At 65.7% G+C, this 26,269-nt stretch carries 27 protein-coding genes; 9 read left to right on the forward strand and 18 right to left on the reverse strand.

Going from position 1 to position 26,269, the window contains the following annotated elements; all coding sequences use genetic code 11:
* The first annotated feature begins 34 nt into the window (after nt 1–34).
* From purL to ACX3O0_RS11825, 5 genes are all read left to right on the forward strand, one after another.
* Nucleotides 35–2,347, forward strand: coding sequence for a phosphoribosylformylglycinamidine synthase subunit PurL (purL, locus tag ACX3O0_RS11805; RefSeq protein WP_459089068.1), 2,313 nt, complete (start codon nt 35–37; stop codon nt 2,345–2,347).
* A 4-nt stretch (nt 2,348–2,351) separates the two neighbouring features.
* Nucleotides 2,352–2,810, forward strand: a complete 459-nt coding sequence (locus ACX3O0_RS11810; protein WP_459089070.1) for an NUDIX hydrolase — start codon at nt 2,352–2,354, stop codon at nt 2,808–2,810.
* A gap of 34 nt (nt 2,811–2,844) precedes the next feature.
* Nucleotides 2,845–3,114 (forward strand): hypothetical protein, encoded by a 270-nt coding sequence (locus ACX3O0_RS11815; RefSeq protein WP_459107844.1) that lies wholly within the window; start codon nt 2,845–2,847, stop codon nt 3,112–3,114.
* On the forward strand, nt 3,074–4,279 hold the full coding sequence (locus ACX3O0_RS11820) for a phosphotransferase family protein (RefSeq protein ID WP_459107845.1): 1,206 nt from the start codon (nt 3,074–3,076) through the stop codon (nt 4,277–4,279). Before ACX3O0_RS11815 ends, ACX3O0_RS11820 begins: the two co-directional genes overlap by 41 nt.
* Nucleotides 4,280–4,384: 105 nt before the next feature.
* Nucleotides 4,385–4,759 (forward strand): hypothetical protein, encoded by a 375-nt coding sequence (locus ACX3O0_RS11825; RefSeq protein WP_459107846.1) that lies wholly within the window; start codon nt 4,385–4,387, stop codon nt 4,757–4,759.
* Nucleotides 4,760–4,805: 46 nt separating this feature from the next.
* Here ACX3O0_RS11825 and ACX3O0_RS11830 read toward each other — a convergent pair whose 3' ends face one another.
* From ACX3O0_RS11830 to ACX3O0_RS11855, 6 genes are all read right to left on the reverse strand, one after another.
* Complete coding sequence (locus ACX3O0_RS11830; protein ID WP_459107847.1) at nt 4,806–5,471, reverse strand: response regulator transcription factor; 666 nt, start codon at nt 5,469–5,471, stop codon at nt 4,806–4,808.
* The gene (locus ACX3O0_RS11835) at nt 5,468–6,925 is read right to left on the reverse strand and encodes a sensor histidine kinase (protein ID WP_459089080.1); all 1,458 of its coding nucleotides are present in this window, start codon (nt 6,923–6,925) and stop codon (nt 5,468–5,470) included. Before ACX3O0_RS11835 ends, ACX3O0_RS11830 begins: the two co-directional genes overlap by 4 nt.
* A 52-nt stretch (nt 6,926–6,977) precedes the next feature.
* Nucleotides 6,978–7,946: a DMT family transporter gene (locus ACX3O0_RS11840; RefSeq protein ID WP_459107848.1), complete on the reverse strand. Its 969-nt coding sequence runs from the start codon at nt 7,944–7,946 to the stop codon at nt 6,978–6,980.
* Nucleotides 7,947–7,977: 31 nt separating this feature from the next.
* A complete protein-coding gene (locus ACX3O0_RS11845; protein WP_459089084.1) occupies nt 7,978–8,292 on the reverse strand; it encodes a chorismate mutase in 315 nt (104 codons plus the stop codon).
* Nucleotides 8,293–8,344: 52 nt separating this feature from the next.
* Nucleotides 8,345–8,989, reverse strand: a complete 645-nt coding sequence (locus tag ACX3O0_RS11850) for a GNAT family N-acetyltransferase (protein ID WP_459107849.1) — start codon at nt 8,987–8,989, stop codon at nt 8,345–8,347.
* A 154-nt stretch (nt 8,990–9,143) separates the two neighbouring features.
* Complete coding sequence (locus ACX3O0_RS11855) at nt 9,144–10,430, reverse strand: adenylosuccinate synthase (protein ID WP_459089088.1); 1,287 nt, start codon at nt 10,428–10,430, stop codon at nt 9,144–9,146.
* Between the two features lie 116 nt (nt 10,431–10,546).
* On the opposite strand from ACX3O0_RS11855, the gene argG reads away from it, so the two are divergent.
* A complete protein-coding gene (gene argG, locus ACX3O0_RS11860) occupies nt 10,547–11,974 on the forward strand; it encodes an argininosuccinate synthase (RefSeq protein WP_459107850.1) in 1,428 nt (475 codons plus the stop codon).
* A 128-nt stretch (nt 11,975–12,102) separates the two neighbouring features.
* Here argG and ACX3O0_RS11865 read toward each other — a convergent pair whose 3' ends face one another.
* The 4 genes from ACX3O0_RS11865 to ACX3O0_RS11880 form a co-directional block, all read right to left on the reverse strand.
* Nucleotides 12,103–13,350: an NAD(P)/FAD-dependent oxidoreductase gene (locus tag ACX3O0_RS11865; RefSeq protein ID WP_459107851.1), complete on the reverse strand. Its 1,248-nt coding sequence runs from the start codon at nt 13,348–13,350 to the stop codon at nt 12,103–12,105.
* 107 nt (nt 13,351–13,457) lie between these two features.
* Complete coding sequence (locus ACX3O0_RS11870; RefSeq protein WP_459089094.1) at nt 13,458–14,093, reverse strand: TrmH family RNA methyltransferase; 636 nt, start codon at nt 14,091–14,093, stop codon at nt 13,458–13,460.
* A 118-nt stretch (nt 14,094–14,211) separates the two neighbouring features.
* Nucleotides 14,212–14,772, reverse strand: a complete 561-nt coding sequence (locus ACX3O0_RS11875; RefSeq protein ID WP_459107852.1) for a GPP34 family phosphoprotein — start codon at nt 14,770–14,772, stop codon at nt 14,212–14,214.
* 252 nt (nt 14,773–15,024) lie between these two features.
* Nucleotides 15,025–15,312 (reverse strand): hypothetical protein, encoded by a 288-nt coding sequence (locus tag ACX3O0_RS11880; protein WP_459089098.1) that lies wholly within the window; start codon nt 15,310–15,312, stop codon nt 15,025–15,027.
* A 112-nt stretch (nt 15,313–15,424) separates the two neighbouring features.
* Here ACX3O0_RS11880 and ACX3O0_RS11885 point away from each other — a divergent pair, with 112 nt between their 5' ends.
* Nucleotides 15,425–16,198, forward strand: a complete 774-nt coding sequence (locus ACX3O0_RS11885) for an HAD-IIA family hydrolase (RefSeq protein ID WP_459107853.1) — start codon at nt 15,425–15,427, stop codon at nt 16,196–16,198.
* An 82-nt stretch (nt 16,199–16,280) separates the two neighbouring features.
* Here the strand turns inward: ACX3O0_RS11885 and pyrE are convergent, their stop codons facing one another.
* Together pyrE and ACX3O0_RS11895 are read right to left on the reverse strand one after the other, a co-directional pair.
* Nucleotides 16,281–16,829 (reverse strand): orotate phosphoribosyltransferase, encoded by a 549-nt coding sequence (gene pyrE, locus ACX3O0_RS11890; RefSeq protein ID WP_459089102.1) that lies wholly within the window; start codon nt 16,827–16,829, stop codon nt 16,281–16,283.
* A gap of 109 nt (nt 16,830–16,938) precedes the next feature.
* The gene (locus ACX3O0_RS11895) at nt 16,939–17,061 is read right to left on the reverse strand and encodes a hypothetical protein (RefSeq protein WP_459089104.1); all 123 of its coding nucleotides are present in this window, start codon (nt 17,059–17,061) and stop codon (nt 16,939–16,941) included.
* Between the two features lie 143 nt (nt 17,062–17,204).
* Between ACX3O0_RS11895 and ACX3O0_RS11900 the strand changes: the two genes are divergently transcribed.
* Nucleotides 17,205–18,149, forward strand: a complete 945-nt coding sequence (locus ACX3O0_RS11900) for a LysR family transcriptional regulator (RefSeq protein ID WP_459089106.1) — start codon at nt 17,205–17,207, stop codon at nt 18,147–18,149.
* A gap of 136 nt (nt 18,150–18,285) precedes the next feature.
* On the forward strand, nt 18,286–19,359 hold the full coding sequence (locus ACX3O0_RS11905; protein WP_459089108.1) for a DivIVA domain-containing protein: 1,074 nt from the start codon (nt 18,286–18,288) through the stop codon (nt 19,357–19,359).
* Nucleotides 19,360–19,479: 120 nt separating this feature from the next.
* On the opposite strand, the gene ACX3O0_RS11910 is transcribed toward ACX3O0_RS11905, so the two are convergent.
* The 6 genes from ACX3O0_RS11910 to ACX3O0_RS11935 all read right to left on the reverse strand — a co-directional run bounded on the left by ACX3O0_RS11910 (nt 19,480) and on the right by ACX3O0_RS11935 (nt 26,268).
* Complete coding sequence (locus tag ACX3O0_RS11910) at nt 19,480–20,973, reverse strand: CoA-acylating methylmalonate-semialdehyde dehydrogenase (RefSeq protein WP_459107854.1); 1,494 nt, start codon at nt 20,971–20,973, stop codon at nt 19,480–19,482.
* A gap of 97 nt (nt 20,974–21,070) precedes the next feature.
* Complete coding sequence (locus tag ACX3O0_RS11915) at nt 21,071–22,411, reverse strand: aminotransferase class III-fold pyridoxal phosphate-dependent enzyme (protein WP_459107855.1); 1,341 nt, start codon at nt 22,409–22,411, stop codon at nt 21,071–21,073.
* An 80-nt stretch (nt 22,412–22,491) separates the two neighbouring features.
* On the reverse strand, nt 22,492–23,634 hold the full coding sequence (locus ACX3O0_RS11920) for an ABC transporter substrate-binding protein (RefSeq protein ID WP_459107856.1): 1,143 nt from the start codon (nt 23,632–23,634) through the stop codon (nt 22,492–22,494).
* Nucleotides 23,635–23,672: 38 nt separating this feature from the next.
* Nucleotides 23,673–24,383, reverse strand: a complete 711-nt coding sequence (locus ACX3O0_RS11925) for an ABC transporter permease (protein WP_459107857.1) — start codon at nt 24,381–24,383, stop codon at nt 23,673–23,675.
* 50 nt (nt 24,384–24,433) lie between these two features.
* The gene (locus ACX3O0_RS11930) at nt 24,434–25,318 is read right to left on the reverse strand and encodes an ABC transporter ATP-binding protein (RefSeq protein WP_459107858.1); all 885 of its coding nucleotides are present in this window, start codon (nt 25,316–25,318) and stop codon (nt 24,434–24,436) included.
* The gene (locus tag ACX3O0_RS11935; protein WP_459107859.1) at nt 25,315–26,268 is read right to left on the reverse strand and encodes an ABC transporter permease; all 954 of its coding nucleotides are present in this window, start codon (nt 26,266–26,268) and stop codon (nt 25,315–25,317) included. The genes ACX3O0_RS11930 and ACX3O0_RS11935 overlap by 4 nt, the downstream gene beginning before the upstream one ends.
* Nucleotide 26,269: the final 1 nt, after the last annotated feature.

Below are 26,269 nucleotides of genomic sequence, written 5' to 3' on the forward strand. Positions count from 1 at the left end.
GGCATCCGGCCGCCTTCCACCCAGGAGCCTTCGCGTGACCACCTCCACCACCCCCCTCCACGTTGCCGACACCGTTTCGAATGCCGAGTCGACGCCCGAGAAGGAGCAGCCGTATGGCGCCCTCGGCCTGAAGCAGGACGAGTATGAGCAGATCAAGACCATCCTCGGCAGGCGCCCCACCAGCGGCGAGCTGGCGATGTACTCGGTCATGTGGAGTGAGCACTGCTCCTACAAGTCGTCCAAGATCTACCTGCGCCAGTTCGGCCAGAAGGTGTCTGAAAAGATGAAGGAGAACCTGATGGTCGGCATCGGCGAGAACGCCGGCGTCGTGGATGTCGGCCAGGGCTGGGCGGTGACCTTCAAGGTCGAGTCGCACAATCATCCGTCGTTCATCGAACCGTTCCAGGGTGCTGCAACCGGTGTCGGCGGCATCGTTCGCGACATCATCTCGATGGGCGCCCGACCGGTCGCCGTCATGGACCAGCTGCGTTTCGGCGCCATCGACGATCCAGACACCGCCCGCGTGGTGCACGGCGTCGTCTCCGGAATCTCGTTCTACGGCAACTGCCTCGGCCTGCCGAACATCGGCGGGGAGACCTGGTTCGACCCGGTGTACCAGGCGAACCCGCTGGTCAACGCGCTCGCGGTCGGCGTGCTCCGCCACGAAGACCTGCACCTGGCCAACGCCCGCGGCGTCGGAAACAAGGTCGTCCTCTTCGGTGCCCGCACCGGCGGCGACGGCATCGGCGGGGCATCCATCCTGGCGTCAGATACCTTCGCGGAAGGTGGGCCCACCAAGCGCCCTGCCGTCCAGGTGGGCGACCCGTTCGCCGAGAAGATCCTCATCGAGTGCTGCCTCGAACTGTTCAAGCAGGAACTGGTGGAGGGCATCCAGGACCTCGGTGCAGCCGGCATCAGCTGTGCCACCAGTGAGCTGGCCGCCAACGGCGACGGCGGCATGCACATCGAGCTCGAGAAGGTGCTGCTGCGCGACCCCACGCTCACCGCCGAAGAGATCCTGATGAGCGAGAGCCAGGAGCGGATGATGGCCATCGTCCACCCGGACAAGCTGGACGCCTTCCTCGAGGTCGTGAACAAATGGGATGTCGAAACCTCCGTTCTCGGCGAGGTGACCGACACCGGCCGCCTGGTGATCACGCACCACGGCGACGAGATCGTCAACGTCGACCCCAGCACCGTGGCCGTCGACGGACCGGTCTACGAGCGTCCGGTCACCTACCCGACCTGGATCGACGCGCTGCAGGCGGATGGCGCCGGTCGCCTCCCGCGGGCAACCGACCCGGCCGAGCTGCGCGCCCAGTTCCTGCGGCTGCTGGCGAGCCCCAACCTGGCCTCGAAAGACTGGATCACCAACCAGTACGACCGCTACGTCGGCGGCAACACCGCGCTCAGCTTCCCCGACGACGGCGGCATGGTGCGCATCGACGAGGAGAGCGGTCTCGGTTTCACCGTGGCGGCGGATGCGAACGGCCGCTGGTGCCAACTCGACCCCCGACAGGGCGCCCGCCTCGCCCTCGCGGAGGCGTTCCGCAACGTCGCCGTCACCGGTGCGACGCCGGTCGCGGTCAGCGACTGCCTCAACTTCGGCTCCCCGGAGAACCCCGAAGTCATGTGGCAGTTCAGCGAAGCGGTCGCCGGGCTGTCCGACGGATGCCTCGAACTCGAGATTCCCGTCACCGGCGGCAACGTCTCCTTCTACAACCAGACCGGAGATGAGCCGATCCACCCGACCCCGGTCGTCGCGGTGCTCGGCGTGATCGACGATGTCGCGAAGCGCATCCCGTCCGGCTGGCAGGACGAAGGCAACAACATCTACCTGCTCGGCGTGACCCGCGACGAACTCGACGGTTCCGCCTGGGCCGGAGTGCTCCACGACCACCTTGGCGGACATCCGCCGGTCGTATCGTACGACGACGAAAAGGCGCTGGCCGCGCTCATCTCGGCCGGGGCATCCGAAAGCCTGATCTCCTCGGCCCACGACCTGACCGACGGGGGCCTGGTGCAGGCGCTGGCCGAGTCGGTGCTGCGGTTCGGTATCGGCGCCCGCGTCTGGATCACCGAGATCATGCAGCGTGATGGCGTCGATGCAACGGCCGCCCTGTTCAGCGAATCGACCGGGCGGGTCATCGTCAGCATCCCGCGCGAGGACGATGTCAAGTTCGTCGGGCTCTGCGAGGGCCGCCGTTATCCGTTCCTTCGCATCGGTGTCACCGATTCCGGTGGAGCGCTCGAGGTGCAGGACCAGTTCACCGTGTCGCTCGACGAGCTGCAGGCCGCCCACCGCGGCACGTTGCCGTCGGCGTTCGGTCCGGTCGTCGGAGCGTAGGAGCGTGCCGCCGGCCCACAGCTTCCGAGTCGTGCCGGCGGCCTACGTCTTCCTCCGGCATGGCGACGATGTGCTGCTGCAATTGCGGAAGGACACCGGGTACTACGACGGCTACTGGGCTGCGGGAGCAGCCGGTCACGTCGAGGCCGACGAGTCGGTGCTCGAAGCGGCCAGTCGCGAAACCCTGGAGGAACTCGGGATCGTCGTCGAGCCCGCCGACCTGACGCCGGTCACCGCCATGCACCGCACCAGCGACAGCGGCCTGGCGATCGACCAGCGGGTCGACTTCTTCTTCGAATGCCGCGCCTGGACCGGCGAACCGGAGTTGCAGGAGACGAAGGCCGCCGGTCTGGCCTGGTTCCCGTTCGATTCCTTACCAGCACACGTGGTTCCCCACGAATTGTTCGTGCTCGAACGCCTCCGAGCCGGGTCGCTGGCACCCGTGGTGACGTTCGGTTTCTGACGCCTCCTGCAGCAAAGACAGGCAGGATGGAGTCATGCGTCGCAGTGCCATCATCATCACCGCCGCGATCGTGCTGGCTCTCGTCGGCGCCGGCGTGGTGACGGCGAACGTGCTGACTGTCCGGAACGAGCCGGGAGAGTCCCAGCCGGTCGAGCCCGTTGTTGCCACCCCCGACCCGTCGCTTCCGACCGCCACTCCCGAGCCGTCCGTGGAACCACCGTCGTCTCCCGCTCCCGTCCCTCCCGCGCCGCCGGAGGATCTCGATGACGACGACGATGATGACCTCGATGACGATGACAACTGACCACGCAGCGGATGCCGCACTCCTCGGGGCGGTCGCCGAATCTCTCGAACGCACCCTGGTCTCCCACCACCGCGTCAGCGCGACGGTCATCGGCGATGGTGTAGTCGTCGCCCACCAGGTCGAATTCGGGTCAGCCAACGGCAGTGAAAGTCACCTCATCTACGTCGAAACGAGCCCCCGCACCGAGCGACGGGACGGCGTGCTCACCATGCGCGACGAGGCGACCGGTGACCAGGTGTCGGTCTGGGTTTACCCTCGCGACCCCGCGCTTCCCGCCCTCCCGGCGGCGGTTTTCCCGGACGGCGCCGCGGTCATCCTGAAGCGCCTGGGCGTCGATCCCGGCAGCCACGTCGCGCTGGGGCTGGAGGCGTACCGACCGGGTAAGCGCGCGGTGATCCGGGTGGACACCGACCGGTCAACCGTCTTCCTCAAGGTGGTCGCCCCCGGTGCGGCCGGCGTGATCGCCGAACGCCACAACGCCTGGCTCGACGCCGGCCTGCCGGTCCCACAGGTGCTCGGCTGGAGCGACGAGGGGCTCGTCGCCCTGTCCGCCCTGCGCGGCACGCCCGCAGTGGAGGCGGTCGCCCGCCTCGACCCCCTCCGCTTCACGAACGAATTGCTGGCCCTCCGACAGCGCATCGCCACCATTCCCAGTGCGACGGATGCCCGCACGTCCCTGTCCCAGCGCCTCGACTGGTACGAGCGCCGGTTGACCCAGGTTCACCCCGCGCTCGGTGGGGCGATCTACCAGGTGGCCACGCGCATCCGCACTGTGCTGGCCGATGCCGGTGCGCCGCCGCCGGTGACGATTCACGGCGACCTTCACGTCGGACAGCTTTTTCTCGACGAGACGGATGCCATCACCGGTGTTCTCGACATCGACACGGGCGGGTACGGTGACCCGGCCGACGACGCCGGCGCGCTGTACGCCCACCTGATCGTTACGGCCGCACTCAACGCCGACCGCCCGGAGATTGCGGAGGGCTGCGAGTCCCTGGCCCATCATTGGCGGGCCAATTGGCGCCGGGAAGAGGATCCCGATTTCGCCGAACGGGCGACCGCCATCGCGGCCACCCACCTGCTCGCGCACGCCCTGAACCAGGCGCTGGATGCCCGCGAGCTGGTCGAGCGCGCCGGTACGTTGCTACCAGCGCACGAACATTAGAGGGCTGTAACCAAGCTCTGGCTTCCGCCTTACCTGCGATCGCGATAGTTGTTCTTGTCAGAAGGATTGCGGCGCAAGCTGCGGAACAGCTAAAGGAGACTACCCATGAACAACAAGCGCAAATGGACGGCCGTCGGCGCAGCATCCGCCCTGGGAATCGGCCTGGTTGCCGGCGGAGGAGTCCTCACCGCGAACGCGATGACCATCCATGACACCACTGGTGAGAAGGTTGGCACGGACAAGGTATCGACCGGCGCTTCGAACTCGGTGGTCGACTCGGCGCAGTCGGCACCGGATGCTCCCATCACCACGACGAGCACGCCGGCCACCACGAGTGTCACCCCCAATGGCAGCGCAGTGAGCGCGGTCACCGCCGTCTCAGCACAGAGCGCCGTCAGCGCCGTCGACCCGGCCTCCGCCGTTTCGGTGCAGTCCGCCACCACCCCGGCGAGCCCGGCCTCCGCCCCGAGCGCCGACTAACCAGGGCGTGAGTAGTGCCGCTGCCCGGACGGGGCGGCGGCATTAGTCATTTAAGGCGGTAGCCCATCCCCCGCACCGTCTCGATGCGACCGGGCCCGAACTTCGCCCGCAGGTAGCTGACGTACACGTCAACCACATTCGAGCCTGGGTCGAAGTCGTAGCCCCAGACCCGGCTCAGCAACTGCTCGCGGCTCAGCACCTGGTCGGGATGCCGCAGGAACTCCTCGGCGAGCGCGAACTCCCGGGCGGACAGTTCGACGGTGCGCCCCTCGACAGTCGCCCGGCGAGACCGGAGGTCGATGCTGAGCCCGCCATGCTCGAGCGTCAGGCTCGCCTGCGGCGACCCGCCCGTCGCATCCCGCAGCCTGCTGCGCACGCGGGCGGCCAACTCGTCGAACTTGAACGGCTTCACCAGGTAATCGTTGGCGCCGGCGTCCAGTCCGGTGACCGTGTCCTCCGTCGCCGTGCGGGCGGTCAGCATGACGATCGGCAGTTGGGAATCCTGGTTGCGGATGCGACGCAGCACCTCGAAGCCATCGATACCGGGCAGCCCGACGTCGAGCAGCACCAGGTCAAACTCGCCGGACAGCGCCAACTGAAGGCCGTCGATCCCATCCTCCACCACGGTGCAGGCATACCCCTGCGCCTTCAGCCCCTTGCTGATGAAGCTCGAGATCCGTTCCTCGTCCTCGATGATCAGGATGCTGCTCATCCGCCCACCTCCTGCTGAGCCAGCGGAATCGCAATGCCGAACCGCGAACCGACCGGGGAACTGTGCAGCGTCACCCGTCCACCGTGCGCCTTCGCGATCGCGGCGACGATCGGCAGCCCCAGCCCGGAGCCCTGCACACCACGCTTCGCACCGACCCGGCCGAAACGCTCGAAGATGCGGTCCTCCATGTCTTTCGGGATGCCCGGCCCCTGATCCGCAACCCAGAACTCGACCGTGGCATCGTCGACAACGCGGCTCCCCAACGAGATCGGCGAACCGTCCGGCGAGTACTTCGCCGCGTTGTCGGCCAATTGCAGCCAGGCCTGGGTGATGCGAGCCGAATCGAGCAGGCAGACGATATCCGCGTATTCTGCGAGCGTCCAGGCGTGGCCGGCATCCGTCGCCGCCTTGGCGAAGACCTGCTCAGTGAAGTCGCGGATGTCTACCGGGCCCCGATTCACCAGCGCCTGCTGGCTGTCGGCGAGGGACTCGATCTCGTCGACCAGCGCAGACATCCGATCCAGTTCGTCGATGGCGATTGCCATCGCCTGCCGCACATCCGTTGGATCCTCGGGGTCAGCCACCTCGAGCTGACCGCGCACGATGGTGATCGGCGTCTTGAGTTCGTGCCGCACGTCGTTGAGCAACTGTTTCTGGGCGCTGACCGCGCCGTCGATGCGATCGAGCATGGTGTTCACGGTGGAGGTGAGGCCGGACAGGTCGTCGTTGCCCTGCACCGGGATGCGCTCGGTGAGGTCGGTTGCACTGATGCGGGATGCGGTCTCCCGCAGGTCGCGCAGCGGGCGCAGCAACCGCCCGGCGACGAACCAGCCGACGAGTCCGACCGCCACGAGTCCGCCGGCCGCGACAATCGCGTAGGTGGCGAACGCGCTGGTGCTGTCGTTCAACTCGGCATTGATGTCGAGCGCGGCGATGTAGACCCCCTGCTGCGGGTCGCCCTCAACCCTCACCGGCGTTGCCACGTAGCGGAGGGTGCCGAGCGTGCCAACCGATGTACCCAGCCGGACGGTACCGTCGGACACTTCCGCGATGATCCGGTCCACCAACGCGGGGTCGTCCTCGAGGTGGACGTCCACGTCGATCGCGGAGACGAGCGCCGGCCTACCGTCGATGACTCCCAGCGAGCTTTCGTTGCGACCGGGGAGAACCCGGGAGAATACCGCCTCAAGCGCTTCCCGGGTGGTGGCGTGCGGCGAAACGGCGGGGGCTGGTCCGTCGGCGCCAGAGACATCCGTCGCCGGAGACCCGCTGACCACCACGCGAACCGCCTCGACGCGGGACAGCAGCCGATCGTCGATCTCGTGCATGATCCGGTCGCGCTGCACGAGGTAGGCCATCAGCCCCGCGCCGGCCATGCTCAGCGCGGTCACCAGGAGGATGGCTGCGAGGATCCGCGTTCGCACCGACCAGCGCGGCGACCGGGAAGAAGGCATGCCTCCAGTATCGCCCGCGGCACCAGCTCATCCCACAGTTCGCCGCGGCAGGTCAGGTGGAGGGGCCGACGACCTCGCCCGGGTCCACCACGGCGCGGGGGCGCATCCGTCGCCTGGTCGGGAGCTTCAGCCTGCCCTGCGTGAAGACGATGCCGAGCATGACCAGCAAAGCGCCCAGCGGCTGGTTCCAGGTGAAGGTCTCGTGCAGCACCACGACGCCCAGCACGATGCCCACCACCGGCAGCATGTAGGTGACCGTGGAGGAGCTGGTCGGACCCCAGGCACGCAGCACGGCGATGTTCCAGATGTAGGCCAGACCCGAGCCGAGACCGCCGAGCAGCAGCAGGCTGGACACCACCCAGAAGTCGAGCCGCACCGGGGAGAGTGCCATGATCGGCGTCAACAGGATCATGATCACCGCCGCCATGCCGATGTTCATGAATGCAACGGTCGTGCCGGGGATCGGCCGATGGCTGACGAACTTGCGCAGGTAGCCGATGGCGACGCCGTACGACGAGCCGGCGACGATGCAGGCCAGTTGCCCGTAGAGGTCGCCGGTCAGCGTGCCGGTCTGCCACGGTCCGATCACCAGCAGCACGCCCATGATGCCGATGACGACGCCAATCAACTGGTTGCGGGTCAGCTTCTCGACGTGGAACACCAGGGTCACCATGACGGCGGTCGCGATCGGGGTGATCGAGTTGTAGATGGCGGCCAGGCTGGACGACACGTGCTGTTCCGCCCAGGCGAACAGCAGGTGCGGGATGATGCAGTTGAAGACGGCGATCACCGTGAAGTGCACCCAGATCACGGGTTCCCGTGGCAGCTTGTGGCGGCCGATGAGCATGAAGACGGCGAGCACCATGGCGCCGAGAATGACCCGTGACCAGGCGATCTGGGTGAACGAGACACCGGTCAACGCGACCTTCATGAAGAGGAAGCTGGAGCCCCAGATCAGGCCCATCCCGAGAAACTGCAGCAGGGTCGTCGAGCGACGCAGGAGAGCCAGATTATCCTTCACAAGCCGACATTACAGCCAGCCGACGACAGTGCTATTCCTGAATATCGATGGCGCCGGTGCTCGCGATGCGCTGGTGGTGGTGGATGACCTCAGCGACGATGAAGTTCAGGAACTTCTCCGCGAACTCCGGGTCGAGGTGGGACTCAACGGCGAGTGCGCGCAGCCGCGCGATCTGCACCTTCTCCCGTTCCGGGTCGGATGGCGGGAGCCCGGCGGCAGCCTTCACCCGGCCCACCTGCTGGGTGAACTTGAAACGCTCGGCGAGCACGTGGATCAGCGCAGCATCCACATTGTCGATGCTTTGGCGCAGGCTCAGGAGTTCGGCGGTGGTGTCGTTCTCGATCATCGGTCCTCCAGTGTGCGTGCGACTGGTTAACGCTACTCGACCGCGGGGAACGTTACTCGATGCGCGAACGGTACAACACGGGGCGGCCGGCGGTTCGCGCGAGTCGCTGCTGGAGGGTCGCCCTCACCTGAGGCCACTCCTCGGCGAGCACCGAGAAGACCGCGGTGTCGCGCCAGGTGCCGTCGGCTCGTGGCTGATCCCGGCGAAGGACCCCCTCGAAGGTGGCCCCGATGCCGGCGATGGCGGCGCGCGATCGGGCGTTGAGCACATCCGTCTGGATCTTCACGCGCCCGAATCCTGCCTCGAATGCCTGCCCGAGCAGCAGCAGTTTGGCTTCGGCGTTCACCGCGGTGCCCCAGACGCGCGGGTCGTATGCTGTCCAGCCGATGTGCGCCTCCTCTCGGCGCAGGTCGAACTCGCCCAGCGTCGTCGTTCCGACCAGCTCGCCGTCGTGCGGGCCGCCGATCAGGCGTACCGCGTAGGGGATGCCGGTGTCGAAGTGGTAGTGGCCCTTCGCCCACTCGACGAATTCGGCCTCCGTCTCGCGGTAGGCGGCCAGCCCTCCGCCATACCCCCAGCTGAAGACGACCGGATGCCCGATCGCCCGGTACAGCGCGGGCAGGTCATCGGAGGTGAGCGGGTCGAGGCGGATGTAGTCGCCGATCAGCGGTTTCGCCTCCGGCTTCGTTGCTGTCACCGCACCAGTGTGGCAGCGAAGCCGCCCCGCGGCAAAGCGGTGCCCGCCCCGAACGATGACGCTGGTTGTCGACGATGACCGTGCTTCGAGCAGCGTCTTCGACGACAAACACCGTCATCGTCGGCTGCTTGGTGAGCTCGCGCGTGCGACGGAGCTAGCCGACCAGGTCGTGGCGCACGACGATCGCGTCGCGGCCGGGGCCGACCCCGATCGCCGAGATGCGGGAGCCACTCATCGCCTCGAGCGCCAACACGTAGTCCTGCGCGGCCTTCGGCAGGTCGGAGAAGCTGCGGGCACCGGTCAAGTCCTCCGTCCAGCCCGGGAAGTTCTCGTAGATCGGCACGGCGTGGTGGAAGTCGGTCTGGTTGACCGGCACCTCGTCGTAGCGAACCCCGTCGACCTCGTAGGCCACGCAGACCGGGATCTCGGTGAGGCCGGTGAGCACGTCGAGTTTGGTGAGCACGAAGTCGGTGACGCCGTTGACGCGCGCGGTGTAGCGGGCGATGGGCGCGTCGTACCAGCCGCAGCGGCGAGGGCGTCCCGTCGTGGTGCCGAACTCCGCACCGTTGCTGCGCAGGAACTCACCGGACTCGTCGAACAGTTCGGTCGGGAACGGGCCGGCGCCGACGCGGGTCGTGTACGCCTTGACGACGCCGATGACCCGGTCGAAGCGGTTGGGTGCGACACCGGACCCGGTGGCGGCGCCGCCGGAGGTGGCCGACGACGAGGTGACGAACGGGTAGGTGCCGTGGTCGACATCCAGCATGGTTGCCTGGCCGGCCTCGAAGAGAACCGTCTTGCCCGCGTCGAGTGCCTGGTTCAGGATCAGGCCGGTGTCTGCGACCATCGGGCGCAGCCGCTCCGAGTACTGCAGCAGCTCCTCGACGATCTCGTCGACGGTGATGGCCCTGCGGTTGTAGATCTTCACCAGCAGGTGGTTCTTCTGGTCGAGGGCGCCCTCCACCTTCTGGCGCAGGATGTTCTCATCGAACAGGTCCTGGATGCGGATGCCGACGCGGTTGATCTTGTCGGCATAGGTGGGGCCGATGCCGCGGCCGGTTGTGCCGATCTGCCGCTTGCCGAGGAAGCGCTCCGTCACCTTGTCCATCGTGCGGTGGTACTGGGTGATGACGTGCGCGTTGGCGCTGACCAGCAGGCGCGAGACATCGACGCCGCGTGCGTTCAGGGCGTCCAGTTCTTCGAACAGCACCTCGATGTCGACGACGACGCCGTTCGCGATCACCGGGACGACGCCGGGTGACAGGATGCCGGATGGCAGCAGGTGCAGCGCATACTTCTCGTCGCCGATGACGACGGTGTGGCCGGCGTTGTTGCCGCCGTTGAACTTGACGACGTAGTCGACTCGGTCACCGAGCAGGTCGGTGGCCTTGCCCTTGCCTTCGTCGCCCCATTGGGCACCGATCAACACGATTGCAGGCATGGGAGGTCCCTTCGAATCTGTGGGGGATTGCACCTCAGTCTACCGAACCCCCCGCGCGCGGGGTGCGGCGGCCGAAACAGGCCGTCACGCGCGTGCGGAGGCAATACTCTTGATGAATGTCTAAAGTACTGTCTGGCCTCCCCGTCGGCGAGCGCGTCGGGATCGCATTCTCCGGCGGACTCGACACCTCCGTCGCCGTCGCCTGGATGCGCGACAAGGGCGCGATCCCCTGCACCTACACGGCCGACATCGGCCAGTACGACGAGCCGGACATCGCGTCGGTACCGCAGCGCGCCACGGAGTACGGCGCGGAGCTTGCCCGGCTGGTCGACTGCAAGACCGCCCTCGTCGAGGAGGGCCTGGTCGCGTTGCAGTGTGGCGCTTTCCACATCCGCAGCGGCGGCAAGACGTATTTCAACACCACCCCCCTCGGTCGCGCCGTGACCGGAACCATGCTGGTTCGCGCCATGAAGGATGATGGCGTCGACATCTGGGGCGACGGCTCAACCTACAAGGGCAACGACATCGAGCGGTTCTACCGCTACGGCCTGCTCGCCAACCCGCGCCTGCGCATCTACAAGCCGTGGCTCGATGCCCAGTTCGTCGACGAGCTCGGTGGTCGCAAGGAGATGAGCGAGTGGCTGGTCGCGCATGGCTTCCCGTACCGCGACTCGGTCGAGAAGGCGTACAGCACGGATGCGAATATCTGGGGGGCAACGCACGAGGCCAAAGACCTGGAGGAGTTGAGCGTCGGGGTCGACATCGTCGAGCCGATCATGGGCGTCGCCGCCTGGCGCGATGACGTCGAGGTTGCGACCGAGGAGGTGACGGTCACCTTCGAAGCCGGCCGGCCGGTTGCGATCAACGGCAGGCACTTCACGGATGCCGTCGCGCTGGTTCACGAGGCCAACACCATTGGCGGCCGCCACGGTATGGGCGTCTCCGACCAGATCGAGAACCGGATCATCGAGGCGAAGAGCCGCGGAATCTACGAGGCCCCGGGGATGGCCCTGCTGCACATCGCCTACGAGCGCCTGCTGAACGCGATCCACAACGAAGACACCGTCGCCAACTACCACCAGGAGGGCCGTCGCCTCGGCCGCCTCATGTACGAGGGACGCTGGCTCGACCCGCAGTCGCTCATGCTGCGCGAGTCGATCGTGCGCTGGGTGGCATCTGCCGTAACCGGCTCAGTGACCCTGCGGTTGCGCCGTGGTGACGACTACACGATCGTGAACACCGAGGGGCCGGCGCTCAGCTACCACCCCGACAAGCTCTCCATGGAACGTGTGGGGGACGCAGCGTTCGGCCCTCAGGACCGCATCGGCCAGCTGACCATGCGCAACCTCGATATCGCCGACTCCCGCACCCGCCTGGAGCAATACGTGAGCCAGGGGATCATCACCGGTGAGACGGCGAAGCTGATGGGCAGCCTCGAGAGCGGCGGCGGCGACGAGATCGCTGCGGGTACCGAGCAGAGCGAGGCAACGGATGCCGCAGAGCGCGCACTCGAGGGTGCCGCGTTCGACTTCGGCACCGACTGAGCCGAAGCGCCCGTGTGGGTTTCCCAATTGAGGGACCCTTTGCGCTATCCGCACCGAAAGGAGGAAGTTTTTCCCGCGAAAGGGGAGAACCTCCTGCTTTTGCGCCGGACGCGCGGCACCCGGTTCGCTTAGCGCAGCGGGTCGAACGCCTTGAGCAGCTCGTGGTTCCCGTTACCGGTGATGCTGTCAGCGACGATGCGGCCGGTGAACGGGCCGAGGGTGACGCCCCACATCCCGTGCCCGCCGGCAACATGAACGCGCGGGGACTTGGTCGTTCCGATCAAGGGCAGTCCGTCCGGCGTGCACGGGCGTGAGCCCACCCACTCCTCTTCGCGCGCGTCCCAGTCGACATCGTCGAACAGCGGCCGTGCGGCTTCAACCATGGTGCGGATGCGCCGCTGGTCTGGTGCCGCGTGGGCCGGACGGAACTCCATCATGCCGCCGATGCGCAGGCGATCGCCGAGCGGGGTGCAGGCGACTCGCTCGATCGGGAAGTAGATCGGGTGCTTCGGGACGACCTTCGGCTTCACGCTGAAGCTGTACCCGCGTCCGGCCTGCACCAGTTGGCGCACGCCGAACTTGTGGGCGAGCTCGCCCAGCCAGGTTCCGGTGGCGACGACCACCTGGTCTGCACGCACGTTCTCGCCGGACGCGACGACGACTTCAACGCCGTCTGCCCCGAGGTCGTTGATGTCACGGACATCCATGCCGGTCAGGATCTTGCCGCCACGCTCGCGTACCGCCTCGGCCAGCGAGTCGACGTAGAGCGGCGGGTTGATGTAGTGCTGGCCGGCGATGCGGATGCCGTGGGTCACCGCGCCGCTGATGGTCGGTTCGATGGCACGGAGTTCGTCCCCGGTGATCCGTTCGAAGTCGACGTGACCGCCGCGGGCGGCGATCTCGGCAAACTCGTGCTCGAGCACGGCGACGTTGCGCTCGTTCACGAACCCGGTCAGGAAGGGGTCGGCGACGATCGCCTTCTCCTTGACCTCACCGTCGGCGAGCCGGTCGAACGAGTCGACGCCCCACTTGTTGATCTCGGCGAAGGTGGCCATGTTCTTGCGCCACTTCGGTGGGGTGGAATACCAGGCGAAGCCGAGCAGGAAGCGGATCAGCTTCGGGTCGAGGCTGATCGGGATGTAGACGGGCGACGACGGGCTGAAGACGGCCTTGAGTCCATAACGGAAGATGGAGGGCTCCGGCAGCGGAAGGGTGAGCGCCGGGGCGATCCAGCCGGCGTTGCCCCACGACGAGCCGGCATTGACCCCGGTCTTCTCGAGCACCGTCACCTCGACCCCGCGTTCCTGCAGGAACCATGCCGTGGAAAGTCCGACAATTCCGGCACCGACGATGACGACGTGAGCAGGCTGAGCCAATTATTCTTCTCCAGTTTTTCTTCGGGCGACACTGCCCAGACGAGATAATCGTAGGGCATTGGAACACCCCGCCTTGTGGCCGGGGCTGACCATGGGAGTTGTGCGGTTCACGTTCCGAACACGTGTTGGCGCACCCAGGCGTGCATGGTGACGGCTGCGGCCGCGGAGGCGTTGATGCTGCGGGTGGAGCCGAACTGGCTGATCTCGACCACGGCATCCGCCGCCTCGATCGCCTCGGGCGACAGGCCGGGGCCTTCCTGGCCGAAGAGCAGCACGCACTCGCGCGGGAAGTCGAAGGTTTCGATGATCACGCTGCCAGGCACGTTGTCGATCGCGATGATCGGAAGGTCGCGCTCTTTGGCCCAGGCGACGAAGTCGGCGACATCCGGATGATGCAGCACGTGCTGGTAACGGTCGGTCACCATGGCTCCGCGCTTGTTCCAGCGGCGGCGTCCGACGATGTGCACGGTGTCGGCGGCGAACGCGTTGGCGCTGCGCACGATCGAGCCGATGTTCATGTCGTGCTGCCAGTTCTCGATGGCGACGTGGAACGGATGCCGGTGCTCATCCAGGTCGGAGACGATCGCCGCCATGCTCCAGTAGCGGTAGCGGTCGATGACGTTGCGGGTGTCACCCTTGGCCAGGAGTTCGGGGTCGTAGCGCTCATCGGCGGGCAGCTCGCCCTTCCAGGGGCCGACCCCATTGGTGGTCAACTCATGGGAGGGGTCCGGCTGCTCGTGCACGTATCTCAGGGTATCGCTCTGGATCCGGCCCCAGTGCCTACGCGGTCACCTATCCGCACAGCTGGCTGAATTCAGTACGCCGGTGCGGTGAGGGCGTTCAGGCTGGAGAGCACCAGCGTCACCGCTGGCAGCGACTCAGTCGGATACTGGCCGAGGAGTTCAAGCTTCCACGCGTCTGGGCCCTCACCGACCAGTTGGCGGCCGGATCGGCGGTGAATGTCGCGAACCATCCCCGTGTCGATGCCTGCAGCGGTGCTGTGTGGGCGGTTCTCGGCAGTGTGCGGTGCCGGAGTTCGAAGTCCAGGAGTTCCAGCCATCCGCCGTGTCGCATCGGCAGGCCGCGGGCGCGGACAATGCCTCGTCGGTTGAGTTCCATGACTGCGGAGGCTGACACCGGCTCCGATACCTTCCAGATAGCGGCCCGGGCCGTCCACGGGCGTTGCCGGCCGGCGAGGACATTGATGGCAACGTCCAACGACTCGATACCCACCGGTGCGTCATCTACGAGCGTCAGCCGCTGGCCCCACAACCGGACACGTCCCATGACGACGATGCCGCGGACGGCAAGCTCTACAAGGGCCGCAGCCCCGATGGTGAATCCGCCGTAGACCATCCGCCCGTCTGTCGCCGGCTCCGACAGCAATACTTCCTCAGCGAGAGTAAGCCGGTCGCGATCCACAGGGTTCATCATGGCCCAGAAAACAACGGGGACGCCAGCTCAACCGGCAGATCGTACAGGGCGAACGCGAGTACACACCGTTCGACTGACACGCCTGAACAGGTCGATACGGCGCTGCGCGCCTACTCAACCCACAGATAGCTGTTGCGCGCCCACTCACCCACAAGAAACCACTGCGGCCCACTCGCCTTCTGCGGGTCGAGTGCGGGCGAGCGAAGCGAGAACGTGTATCGAGACCACCGATCGCGCAGCTCAGGAACCGTAGACAAGCCCCATGATGATCGCCAGGCTGACGGCCGCCGACGACATGACTGTTCCGATCAGGCCGAGCACGTTGAAGCTGTGGTCCAGGACGAGGCAGAGAATGCCGAGGGCCAGGCCAAGGACGGCCACGATCAGCGCCGTCAAGGTGACACCGGGGATGAACGCCCCGATCAGGGCGACGCCGCCCACCAGAATGACCATGGAGCCGAATCGCCGCATGGTGGCCGTCGAGGGTCTCTGGACGCCCACGGCATAATCGCGTCGTGAGTCAGTCACCCTTTGAGCATGGCACAAGAACCTGAAAGTGCAGAGCCCACGTTCGCGGGGCAGACCCCTCGGGATGCCCCGGAATCCGGACGGCCCAAATCGTGCTCAGTACGATTGCCGTATGAGCGACCGAGACAACATCGAGTGTTGGCTGACCGACATGGACGGCGTGCTGGTGCACGAGAGCCGGCCGATCCCCGGGGCATCCGAACTGTTGCAGCAGTGGCGCAAACAGGACAAACCGTTTCTGGTGCTCACCAACAACTCCATCTTCACGCCGCGTGACCTCAGTGCCCGTCTGCGGGCATCCGGACTGGTCGTTCCCGAAGAGTTCCTCTGGACATCCGCCCTCGCCACCGCCGACTTCCTGCAATCGCAGATTCCGGGCGGGTCCGCATTCGTGATCGGCGAGGCCGGCATCACCACGGCACTGCACGAGGCCGGGTTCACCATGACCGAGAACGACCCCGACTACGTGGTGATCGGCGAGACGCGCAACTACTCGTTCGAGGCCATCACCAAAGCGATCCGCCTGATCATCGGCGGTGCACGCTTCATCGCCACCAACCCGGATGCCACCGGCCCGAGCATCGACGGACCGCTCCCAGCCACTGGCGCAGTCGCCGCCCTCATCACGAAGGCCACCGGCAAGCTGCCGTACGTGGTCGGCAAGCCGAACCCGATGATGTTCCGTTCGGCGATGAACAAGATTGGCGCGCACTCGGAGAACACCGGGATGATCGGCGACCGGATGGACACGGACGTCGTCGCCGGCATCGAGGCCGGGCTGCACACCATCCTGGTGATGACCGGTATCAGCGACCGGGCCGAGATCGACCGCTATCCGTTCCGACCGGACGAGGTCATCGACAGCGTGGCAGACCTGCTGGAGTAGTACCGGTCGGGCAATCCATCGGGTCTCGACAAGCTCGACCAGCTTAAGAACTGGACCTGGTTAAGAAGGGGCGAGCTCGGCGTCAGCTGAGGCCGAGGTCGTCCAGGCTGATCGCAGCGAAGTACGGGTAGCCGGCCGCCTCGATGACCTCACGGGCGCCCGTGTTGCGGTCGACGACCACGGCGACGCCGGCGATCTCGGCGCCCACCTTCTTCAGCGCCTCGATGGCGGACAGCGGAGAGCCACCGGTCGTCGAGGTGTCCTCGAGCACGATGACCCGCTTGCCCGCCACATCCGGGCCCTCAACCTGGCGGCCACGACCGTGGTCTTTCGGCTCCTTCCGCACGACGAACGCGTCGTAGGCCACGCCACGTGCAGCAGCCTGGTGCAGTACGGCGGATGCGATCGGGTCGGCGCCCATGGTCATGCCACCGACGGCCGAAACTTCGGGAACCTGGGAAATCAAGTCCAGCATCACCTGACCGATCAGCGGGGCGACCCGGTGGTCGAGGCTGACCTTCCGCAGGTCGACGTAATAGGTAGCCTTCTTGCCGCTGGTGAGGGTGAAGTCCCCGTGGAAGACGGCATCGGCCTTGATGAATTCGATGAGCTGCTGGCGCGTTTCGGTCACCCGCCAACTCTACCCAGCGGGTTAACGCAGGAACGCCCGGCTGCGGAGGATGCCCCCTCCGGCCGAGCGTCGGTACTGCTGGGTATCGCCGGCAACGGCGATCAACCGCCTAGGAGAACTGCAGTTCCTTCTGGGCAGCGTGGTGGCTGTAGCCGTCGGTCTTGATGTCCGAGTACACGGCCACGATGGACGTGATGGCCAGGATGCCGATGATGGTGAGTAGAGCGAACACGAGAAGGTGCCTTTCGTAGGGGTTTCGTGGGAACGTCGACCAGACGGAGGCGCCTTTGCTCGTGTTCGACTGTTTTCTATTCCATCACCGGAATCTATAAACCACAATCGCATTATTCTGCACGAACGCTGTAGCGTGGCTACATGGACATTCAGCGTCTCGAATTGCTCAGGGAACTGTCCGAACGGCACAGTGTCACCGAGGTGGCCCGCGCCCTGCACCGCACGCCGTCCGCCGTGTCGCAACAGCTCAAAGTGCTTGAGCGGGAGGCCGGGCTGCCCCTCACTGAACGCAGCGGACGCGGGCTCGCATTGACGGATGCCGGCCGCGCGCTGGCTCGCAGCGCCACCGACGTTGCGATCGCCATCGAGCGCGCGAATGCCGTCTGGGATGAGTTCCGCAACAAGGCAACCGGCGACGTGAGCATCGTCACCTTCCCCACGGCCGGACAGATGCTCCTACCCGGCACCATCGCCGACCTGGCCGACCTGGGAGACATCATCCTGAACTGCACGGACCAGGACCCGGAACTCAACGACTTCTCTGAGCTGACCGCCGACCACGACATCGTCCTCGCGCACACGATGAGCGGTCAGCGCTCCTGGGGCGGCCGCGGCCTCACGGTGGTCCCGCTGATGACAGAACAGCTCGACATCGGTGTCTGCTCGGAGCACCGCCTCGCCGGGCGCAGCTACCTGACCGCCGGCGATATCGTCGACGAACCCTGGATCGGCGTACCGGGAGGGTTTCCGTTCGAGCGGGTGCTGCACGACATCGAGCAGTTGGGCAACGGCCGGCTGAACATAATCCAGCGGTTCTCCGACCTGCGCATCATCGAGGCGTTCATCATGGCCGGCCTCGGCATCGCCCTGGTGCCGCGCTACTCGTCGGGCTCCGAGCTGGCCGACAAGATGGTGCTGAAGCCGCTCCGGGGCATCGACGCGGAACGGCAGATCGTGGCGTTGATGCGCCCGGATCGAGCCGAGCGCCTCGCGGTTCGCACCGTCGTCGCGGTACTGAGGCAGCGCGCAGCCGAAGTGCAGCGGCTGCACGCGGTGGAGACCGGCGCGATCACCCTGCCGGACTAGTGGACCGACCCCCCGTTTGTGGGTAGCCCCGGCGCGGCAGGAGGCGGTGCTTCACCGGTACGTTGGAGAGCTACGGCATATCGGGAGCCGTGTTTCGGGACATTAGGCGCATTCGGGTGCGCCGCGGGGAGCCACAATGAGCATGTCAGACAACGTCATCGAGTTTCGCCGCACAATTCGTGGCTACGATCCAGCGGATGTGGACCGGATCGTCGTCGAACTGAACGAACGCCTCGACCGCTACAACGAGGAGCGGGCGGACAACGCCCACCTGATCCAGCGGCTCAAGCGGGAACTGGCGGATGCCAACGAGCGCGCGTCCCGGATCAAGCCCAGTTTTGCCGACCTCGGAACCGCGTTCGAGGAAACCCTTCGTGTGGCGGAGACCCAGGCGAGCAAGATGCTTTCCGAGGCCAGCGAGGAGGCGGCCGACATCCGCGCGTCGGTCAAGGCCGATGCCGCGCGAATCCGTGAGCAGACTGAACGGGAAAGCCGCACGCTGATTGCGGATGCCCAGCAGGCTGCCGAAGAACTGCGCCTCAGCACGGAAGCGGAAGTGGCTGGGCTGCGCCAGCAGGCCGCTGACGAGTCCGCGAAGTCACGCAACACCCGCGCTCGCGCTGAGCGCAGCAGCGCCACCATGATCTCCCAGGCGGAGCGGCAGGTGGCCCAGATCCAGGCCGCGGCCAGCCGTCAGGCCGAACAGGTCAAGCGGGAAGCCGCCGAGCTGTTCCATGCCGCCCAGGAGATGATCGTCGCAGCCGAGGCCGACGTTCGTGACCGTCAGGACGAGGCCGAACTCGCCCGGGCCACGGTGCACGAGGAGGCCGAGCGCTACGCGCAGAAGGCCTACGCCCAGGCGGACGCCCACGTGGAGGCGGCATCCCAGCGGGCAGCCGCACTCATGGCCGACGCCGAGGCCATGCTGGCCAAGGCCGAGCGCCGCGCGGAAGAAGACGCCCAGGCAGCACTCGCGTTCACCGACAACCTGATGTCGAAGACGATGGTGCGTGCGAGCACCATCACCCGCGACACCGAAGACATGGTGAACTCGATGACGAGGGACGCCGAAACCCACATCTCGGACCTTCGCCGACAGCAGTCCGTGCTGCACGAGTACGTTCAGCGGATGCGCACCCTCACATCAGAGACCGAGTCGCTGGTTGCGCACGCGCAGCCGGCAGAGGCCAAGCGCAGCATCAGCGCGTAACCGTTCCTGCTTTCCGCAGGTCGATCGGCTTCCGTCCCTGAGCGAGTCGGCAGCAATCGCTGATCGAGCTTGTCGAGATCCCGTGGGGGTTTCGACGAGCTCAACCAGCGAAACATGCACTTAGTGGTTCTGGGGGAAGCCCAGGTTGATCCCGCCGTGACTCGGGTCGAGCCAGCGTGAGGTGACGGCCTTCTCCCGCGTGTAGAACGAGATCCCGGCCGGGCCGTACGCCTTCGCGTCACCGAACGCCGAGTCCTTCCAGCCGCCGAAGGAGTGGTACGCGACCGGCACGGGGATGGGCACGTTCACACCGACCATGCCCGCCTCCACCTCGTGCTGGAAACGACGTGCCGCGCCACCGTCGTTGGTGAAGATCGCCGTCCCGTTGCCGTACGGGCTGCGGTTGATCAGGTCGAGACCCTCGGTGTAGCTGTCCACCCGGATGATCGCCAGGATCGGCCCGAAGATCTCGTCCTTGTAGACGTCAGAGTCCGTGGTCACCTTGTCGAGCAGCGTCGGTCCGAGCCAGAAACCGGATGCCTCGCCATCGACTTCGATCCCTCGGCCGTCGACCACGACATCCGCCCCATCCTTCGTGGCCAGGTCGATGTAGGAGGCGACCTTGTCGCGGTGCGCCTCGGTGATCAGCGGACCCATGTCGCAATTGCGCATGCCGTCGCCGACCTTGAGACCCTTCATCCGCTCGGTGATCTTCGCGATCAGGTCGTCGGCGACCGGCTCAACCGCCACGATGACGCTGATCGCCATACAGCGTTCGCCGGCGGAACCGAACCCGGCGTTGACGGCGGCGTCCGCGGTGAGGTCGAGGTCAGCATCCGGGAGCACCAGCATGTGGTTCTTCGCACCGCCGAGGGCCTGCACCCGCTTGCCGTGCGACGACGCGGTCTCGTAGATGTACTTCGCGATCGGTGTCGACCCGACGAACGAGACAGCCTTCACGTCGGGGTGAACGAGCAGGGCGTCGACCGCCTCCTTGTCGCCGTGCACCACGTTGAAGACACCCTCGGGAAGGCCGGCCTCGGTGAAGAGCTCGGCCATCCAGTTGGCCGCGGACGGGTCCTTCTCGGAAGGCTTCAGCACGACGGTGTTGCCGGCGGCGATCGCGATCGGATAGAACCACATCGGCACCATGGCCGGGAAGTTGAACGGGCTGATGATCGCCACGGCACCGAGCGGCTGGCGCAGCGTGTACACATCGACGCCAGTCGATACGTTCTCGCTGAAGTCACCCTTGACCAGGTGCGGCATGCCGAGCGCGAACTCGACCACCTCGATGCCGCGGGCGACCTCGCCGCGGGCATCCGACGTCACCTTGCCGTGCTCGGCGGTCAGGATGTCTGCCAGCTCATCGCGACGCTCGCTGATCAACTCGCGGAACTTGTACAGGATCACCTGCCGCTTGGCCTGCGAGGTGTCGCGCCAGGCCGGGTAAGCGGCGTGCGCTGCGGCGACCGCGGTGTCGACATCCGCGGTGCTGGCCAGCCGGACATTTTTGGCGACCGCGCCAGTGGCCGGGTTGAAGACCGGCGAGGTGCGGGTGGAGCTGCCATCAGCGGACGCGCCGTTGATGTAATGGGAGAGTGTTTCGGTCATTTCATTGTTTCGTTTCTGTTGATTCGCGGATCGAGCTTGTCGAGATCCGGAAGGTTTCTCGTGGGGGTTTCGACAAGCGGGGCCAGCGGGAGGGGGACTAAAGCAGGTCGAGGCCGAGCACCTCGTCGTAGATGGCCATCGCCTCGGCGACCTCGGCGTCGGTGACGACACAGGGCGGCACGACGTGGATGCGGTTCTCGGAGATGAACGGGAGCAACCTTCGGCCCATCAGCTCGGACTTGATGGTGCCCATCACCGCTCCACTGACCGGCTCCCGGGTCGCCTGGTCGGCAACCAGTTCGACCGCCCAGAAGACGCCCTCACCTCGCACCTCACCGATGATCGGATGCTTCGCCTTCAGTTCTGCGAGCGCCGGTGCGATCACGTCCCGGCCGACCCGGGCTGCGTTCTCCACGATGCCCTCCGACTCCATGGCGTCGAGCGCCGCGACGATGGACGCCATGGCCAGCGGATGCCCGCTGTAGGTCAGACCTCCGGGGAACACGGTGTTGTCGAAGTCGCTCGCAATCGCATCCGAGATGATGACGCCGCCGACCGGCACATAGCCCGAGTTGACGCCCTTCGCGAAGGTGATCAGGTCGGGCACGACGTCGTATCCGTCGAAGGCGAACCAGCGACCGGTGCGGCCGAAACCGGCCATCACCTCGTCGAGGATGAGCATGATGCCGTAGCGATCGCAGAGTTCCCGCACACCGGCCAGGTAGCCGGGTGGGGGCAACAGCACACCGGCTGTTCCCGGGATCGACTCGAGCAGCACGGCCGCGATACCGGCCGGACCCTCGCTCTGGATGACCCGCTCCAGGTGGCGCAGGGCGCGCTCGCTCTCCTGCTCGGGACTCGTTGCCCAGAACTCGCTCCGGTACAGGTACGGTCCGAAGAAGTGCACGTGCCCGCGCGAGTATTCGTTCGGGACGCGACGCCAGTCCCCGGTGGAGACGATGGCCGCACCCGTGTTGCCGTGGTACGAGCGGTAGGTCGAGAGCACCTTGTCCCGGCCGGTGTGCAGGCGGGCCATCCGGATGGCGTTCTCGTTGGCATCCGCCCCGCCGTTGGTGAAGAAGACCTTGTTGAAGCCGTCTGGTGCACGGTCGGTGATGCGCTTGGCCGCCTCGCCGCGGCGCAGGTTAGCGGTCGATGGCGCGATGGTGGTGAGGGTGTCGGCCTGCTCCTTGATGGCGGCGACGACGGCCGGATGCTGGTGGCCGATGTTCACGTTGACCAGCTGGCTGGAGAAGTCCAGGTAGGTGCGACCGGAGTGGTCCCACACGCGGCAGCCCTGGGCGCCGGAGATGACGAACGGCTTGAGGGTCGCCTGCGCCGACCAGGAGTGGAAGACGTGTTTGTCGAGTTCGATCGCCCTGGCATCCAGGTCGGTGTCGACGGTGCTTTCGACAGAGGTGGTGGTGGTGTCGGTCACGGTTATCGTGCTTCTTTCTTTCTTCTTCTAATGGGAGCTGGCTGCCGGGGAGCCGCGTGGGCTACCCGGCAAGCGGCTAGTTACTTGCCGCCCTCTTTGAGTTCGACGGTGATGGACTCGTAGCCCTCGTTTTTCACATCGATGCCCTCGGCGATCAATTCGTCGAGCGCTTTCTGGATGTACTCGTTGGTGTACGCAGTCTCGGGCGGCAGCTCGGTGAGGATGGTTGCTCCCGTCTCGTTCTGCGTCTCCATCGCGATGTCCACCGTGCGGTCCCAGGCGTCCTCGTCAGTGATGCCGATCCCGTTCGTGGACGGCCAGATCAGCTTGTTGACCTCGTTGGCCATCCACAGCTGGTGGCTGGTGCCCAGAGTCGATCCAGCAGCGGTGACTATGTCAGCGGATGCTTGCGGGTCGTTCATCGCGTAGATCCAGCCCTTGATCGAGGCCTTCAGGAACTTCACCGTCGTCTCCTGAAACTCGGTGTCGGTGGCGAGGCGCTCGGCGTCGGCCCAGATCGAGTCCTGCAGCATTCCGCTGCCTTCCTCATTCCAGTCGATGACGTTGAGGTCCTCCGGCTGGTAGAGCTCTCCGGTGTCCGGGTTGATGCTTTCCAGCACCTGCGCGTACTCGTTGTAGGTCATGGCCTGTGCCGCATCGATGTCGCCCTGCAGCAGCCCCAGCATGTCGAAGGCCTGCGTGACCAGGGTGATGTCGTCTACGCCGAGGTTCGCCTGCTGCAGTCCGGCGAAGATCTCCCACTCGTTGCCATAGCCCCAGCTGCCGACCGTGTGACCGGCCAGGTCTTCAGCGCTGGTGATGCCGTGCTCCTTGAACGACACCTGCATCGTCGCAGAGCGTTCAAAGATCTGGGCGACACTGGTGATGTTCGCACCCTGCTGGATAGAACCCAGCACCTTCGGAACCCAGGAGATGGCGTAGTCCGCGTCTCCAGAGACAAGGGCATCCTGCGGAACGATGTCTGCACCGCCCTCCTGGAGGGTGACGTCGAGGCCTTCCTCTTCGTAGAACCCTTGATCGACTGCCGCGTAGTAGCCGCCGAACTGAGCCTGGGCGAACCATTGCAGCTGCAACGTGACCGGTGTCAGCCCGTCCTCGCCGGGGTCGGTCGTCGTTGACCCCCCAGGCGAGCAGCCGGTGAATGCGAGGGCGACAACCGCGAATGCAGCGGTCCCCGTCATGAGGCGTGTGCTGTGTTTCATTGTTTCCTCCTTGTTGCGGTTCATGAGAACTATGCGGTTCAGGCACGCCGGTGCAGAGTCAGTCGTTCGACCGCCATGGTGGCCAGGTAGAAGGCGAGACCGAGAAGAATCGATCCGAGCACGTAGGCCCAGGCCAACGGGTAGTTGCTCCCGGCGGCAGCCGTCGTAATCGATTTGCCCAGTCCGCCAATGGGGCCACCGAAGTACTCTGCGATCACTGCGGCGATGACCGCCAGGGCGGAGGCAATGCGTAGTCCCGTGAACAGGAAGGGCAGTGCGGTTGGTAGCGTGACAATTTTGGTCGTTTGCCAGGTGGAAGCCGCATGCGCCCTCATCAAGTCGCGGTGCACGGGGCGAACCTGGCGCAACCCCTTCAGCGTGTTCACGTAGACCGGCACGAAGACCGCGAGCGCGGCGACGAGCACCCTGGCGGTCTGCTGGCTGGCACTGAACATCCCGTAGAGTACCGGCGCCAGCGCCACAATGGGCAGCACCATTGCGGCAGACACCACCGCAGCGGTGAGTTCATCAATCGTTCGCACCAGCGCGGAAATCATGGCGAAGACCACCGCCACGGCCATCCCGATCAGTAGTCCGATCAGGGAGTTCATGCCGGTAACCAGCGAGTTCGACCAGACTGTTGGCAGGTTGGCGAAGAATTGCTCGCCAATGGAGGCCGGGCTGGGCAGTACGAACGATTTGATCTCGAACGCGACCACGGCGATTTGCCACAACGCAAGGGTTACCACGCCGAGAATCAACGGCGGGAGTAACCCCTTCGATGCTCCAAACGCTGCTCTCACCGGTTGTCAGCTCCTCGCGCGCTGGCACCGGAAGTTCCGTGCAGATGCTCCCGCACCGAACTGACGGCAGCGAAGAACGCTTCGTCTTCACGCAGCTCGTCGGTGCGGTGGCGTGCATCTCCCAGATTGATGTCGACAATGGCGCGGATGCGACCAGGTCGCGGTGACATCACTACCACCCGGTTGGCCAGGAACACCGCTTCGGGAATGGAGTGGGTGACGAAAACAACTGCGGCGTTCGTTTCGCCACAGATCTGAGCCAACTCGGCCTGCATGTGCTCGCGGGTCATCTCATCGAGGGCTCCAAAAGGCTCGTCCATGAGCAACAGGTTGGGGCTCTCCGCCAGTGCGCGGGCGATGGCGACCCGCTGCTGCATTCCGCCGGAAAGCTGGTCGGGGAAGTTGTCGGCGAAGTCGGTGAGCCCGACCAGCGACAGAAGTTCAGTTGCTCTCTTCGTCCGCGCCGACCGGTTGCTGCCGTGAAGCTCGAGCGGAAGCTCGATGTTGGCTCGAACAGTGCGCCAGGGCAGCAACCCGGCCTGCTGGAAGGCGATGCCATAGTCCTGGTCGAGTCTCGCCTGTTTCGGCGTCTTACCAAAAACGGCGAGTGATCCGCCGGTCGGATGGTCCAGGTCCGCGATCAGGCGCATGAGGGTGCTCTTACCGCAGCCAGATGGTCCAATCAGGGAAACGAACTCACCCTTGGCGACGGTGAGGCTGATCTCTTCGAGAGCGGTGACCTGTGCGCCCTTTTCGACGGTGAAGATCTTTCCCACGTTGTCGACGACGACTGCGGGGGATTCCGCTGACTGCGCCATCATCGCTTCGTTAGACGGGTGGGCCTCTTCGGTCATTTTCACCTCGGGTTGTGTGTCGGTCATGCGTTGGTTTCCCCTCGGCGGTAGCGACGGGCGAACAACGCGAATAGTGAGACGACTCCGGCAGCAATCAGTCCGATTGCGATAGCGCCGAAGATCGGTGCCCACGGTTTACCCGGATCGCCGCCGGCGGCACCAGCGAACTCGATGACCATTCGACCGATCCCACCCTTGAGCCCGATCGAGACTTCGGCGACAATTGTGCCGATCACGGCGTTTGCCGCAGCGAGCTGCAGGGCTGGTAGAAGATACGGAACACTCGCCGGGATCCGAAGCTTGAGCAGGGTCTTCCACCAGCCGACCCCGTAGGCGCGGAATAGTTCCACGTGGGCGGTGTCCGGGGAGTTCAACCCCTGAAGTGCCCCGATCGACACCGGGAAAAACGCGAGGTAGCTCGCGATCAACGCCACCGACATCCAGTTCTCCCAGACGAAGGAGCCGATTTCAATCTGCGCACCCCAGCGGCGAACCAGCGGCGCGATGGCAATCAGCGGAACCGTCTGACTCAGGATGATCCACGGCAGTGCGGCAGACTGCGCGGTTCGGAAACGCTGCATGACGAGGGCGAGAAGCAGGCCGACGCTGACGCCGATGATCCAGCCGACAGCAGCAATGTAGAGCGAGAAGCTTGAGGTTTCCAGCACCGCCTCCCACATCATGACCGAGTTGCTGGCGCCGGTGAGCGGCTCAAGCAGGCGCTCGAACATGGTGGCGATGTGTGGCATCGACATGTCGTTGGTTCGCGGCAACAAGATGAGTTCGCCGACCACGAATCCCTTCTCCGGCCCAAGGAATTTGTACAGCTCCCACAGCACCCCGATACCCAGCACTCCGAGCGTTCCCAACGCGACCCGGCGCCATTGGCCGCGGCGGCCTCGCCCAGACGAAGCCCGCTTCGGCCGCCCCCTGGAGGCGTCGACCGTCATGACCTGCATCGTGGGAGTGACGGTCATG

The organism is Homoserinimonas sp. A447 (genome assembly GCF_054489325.1).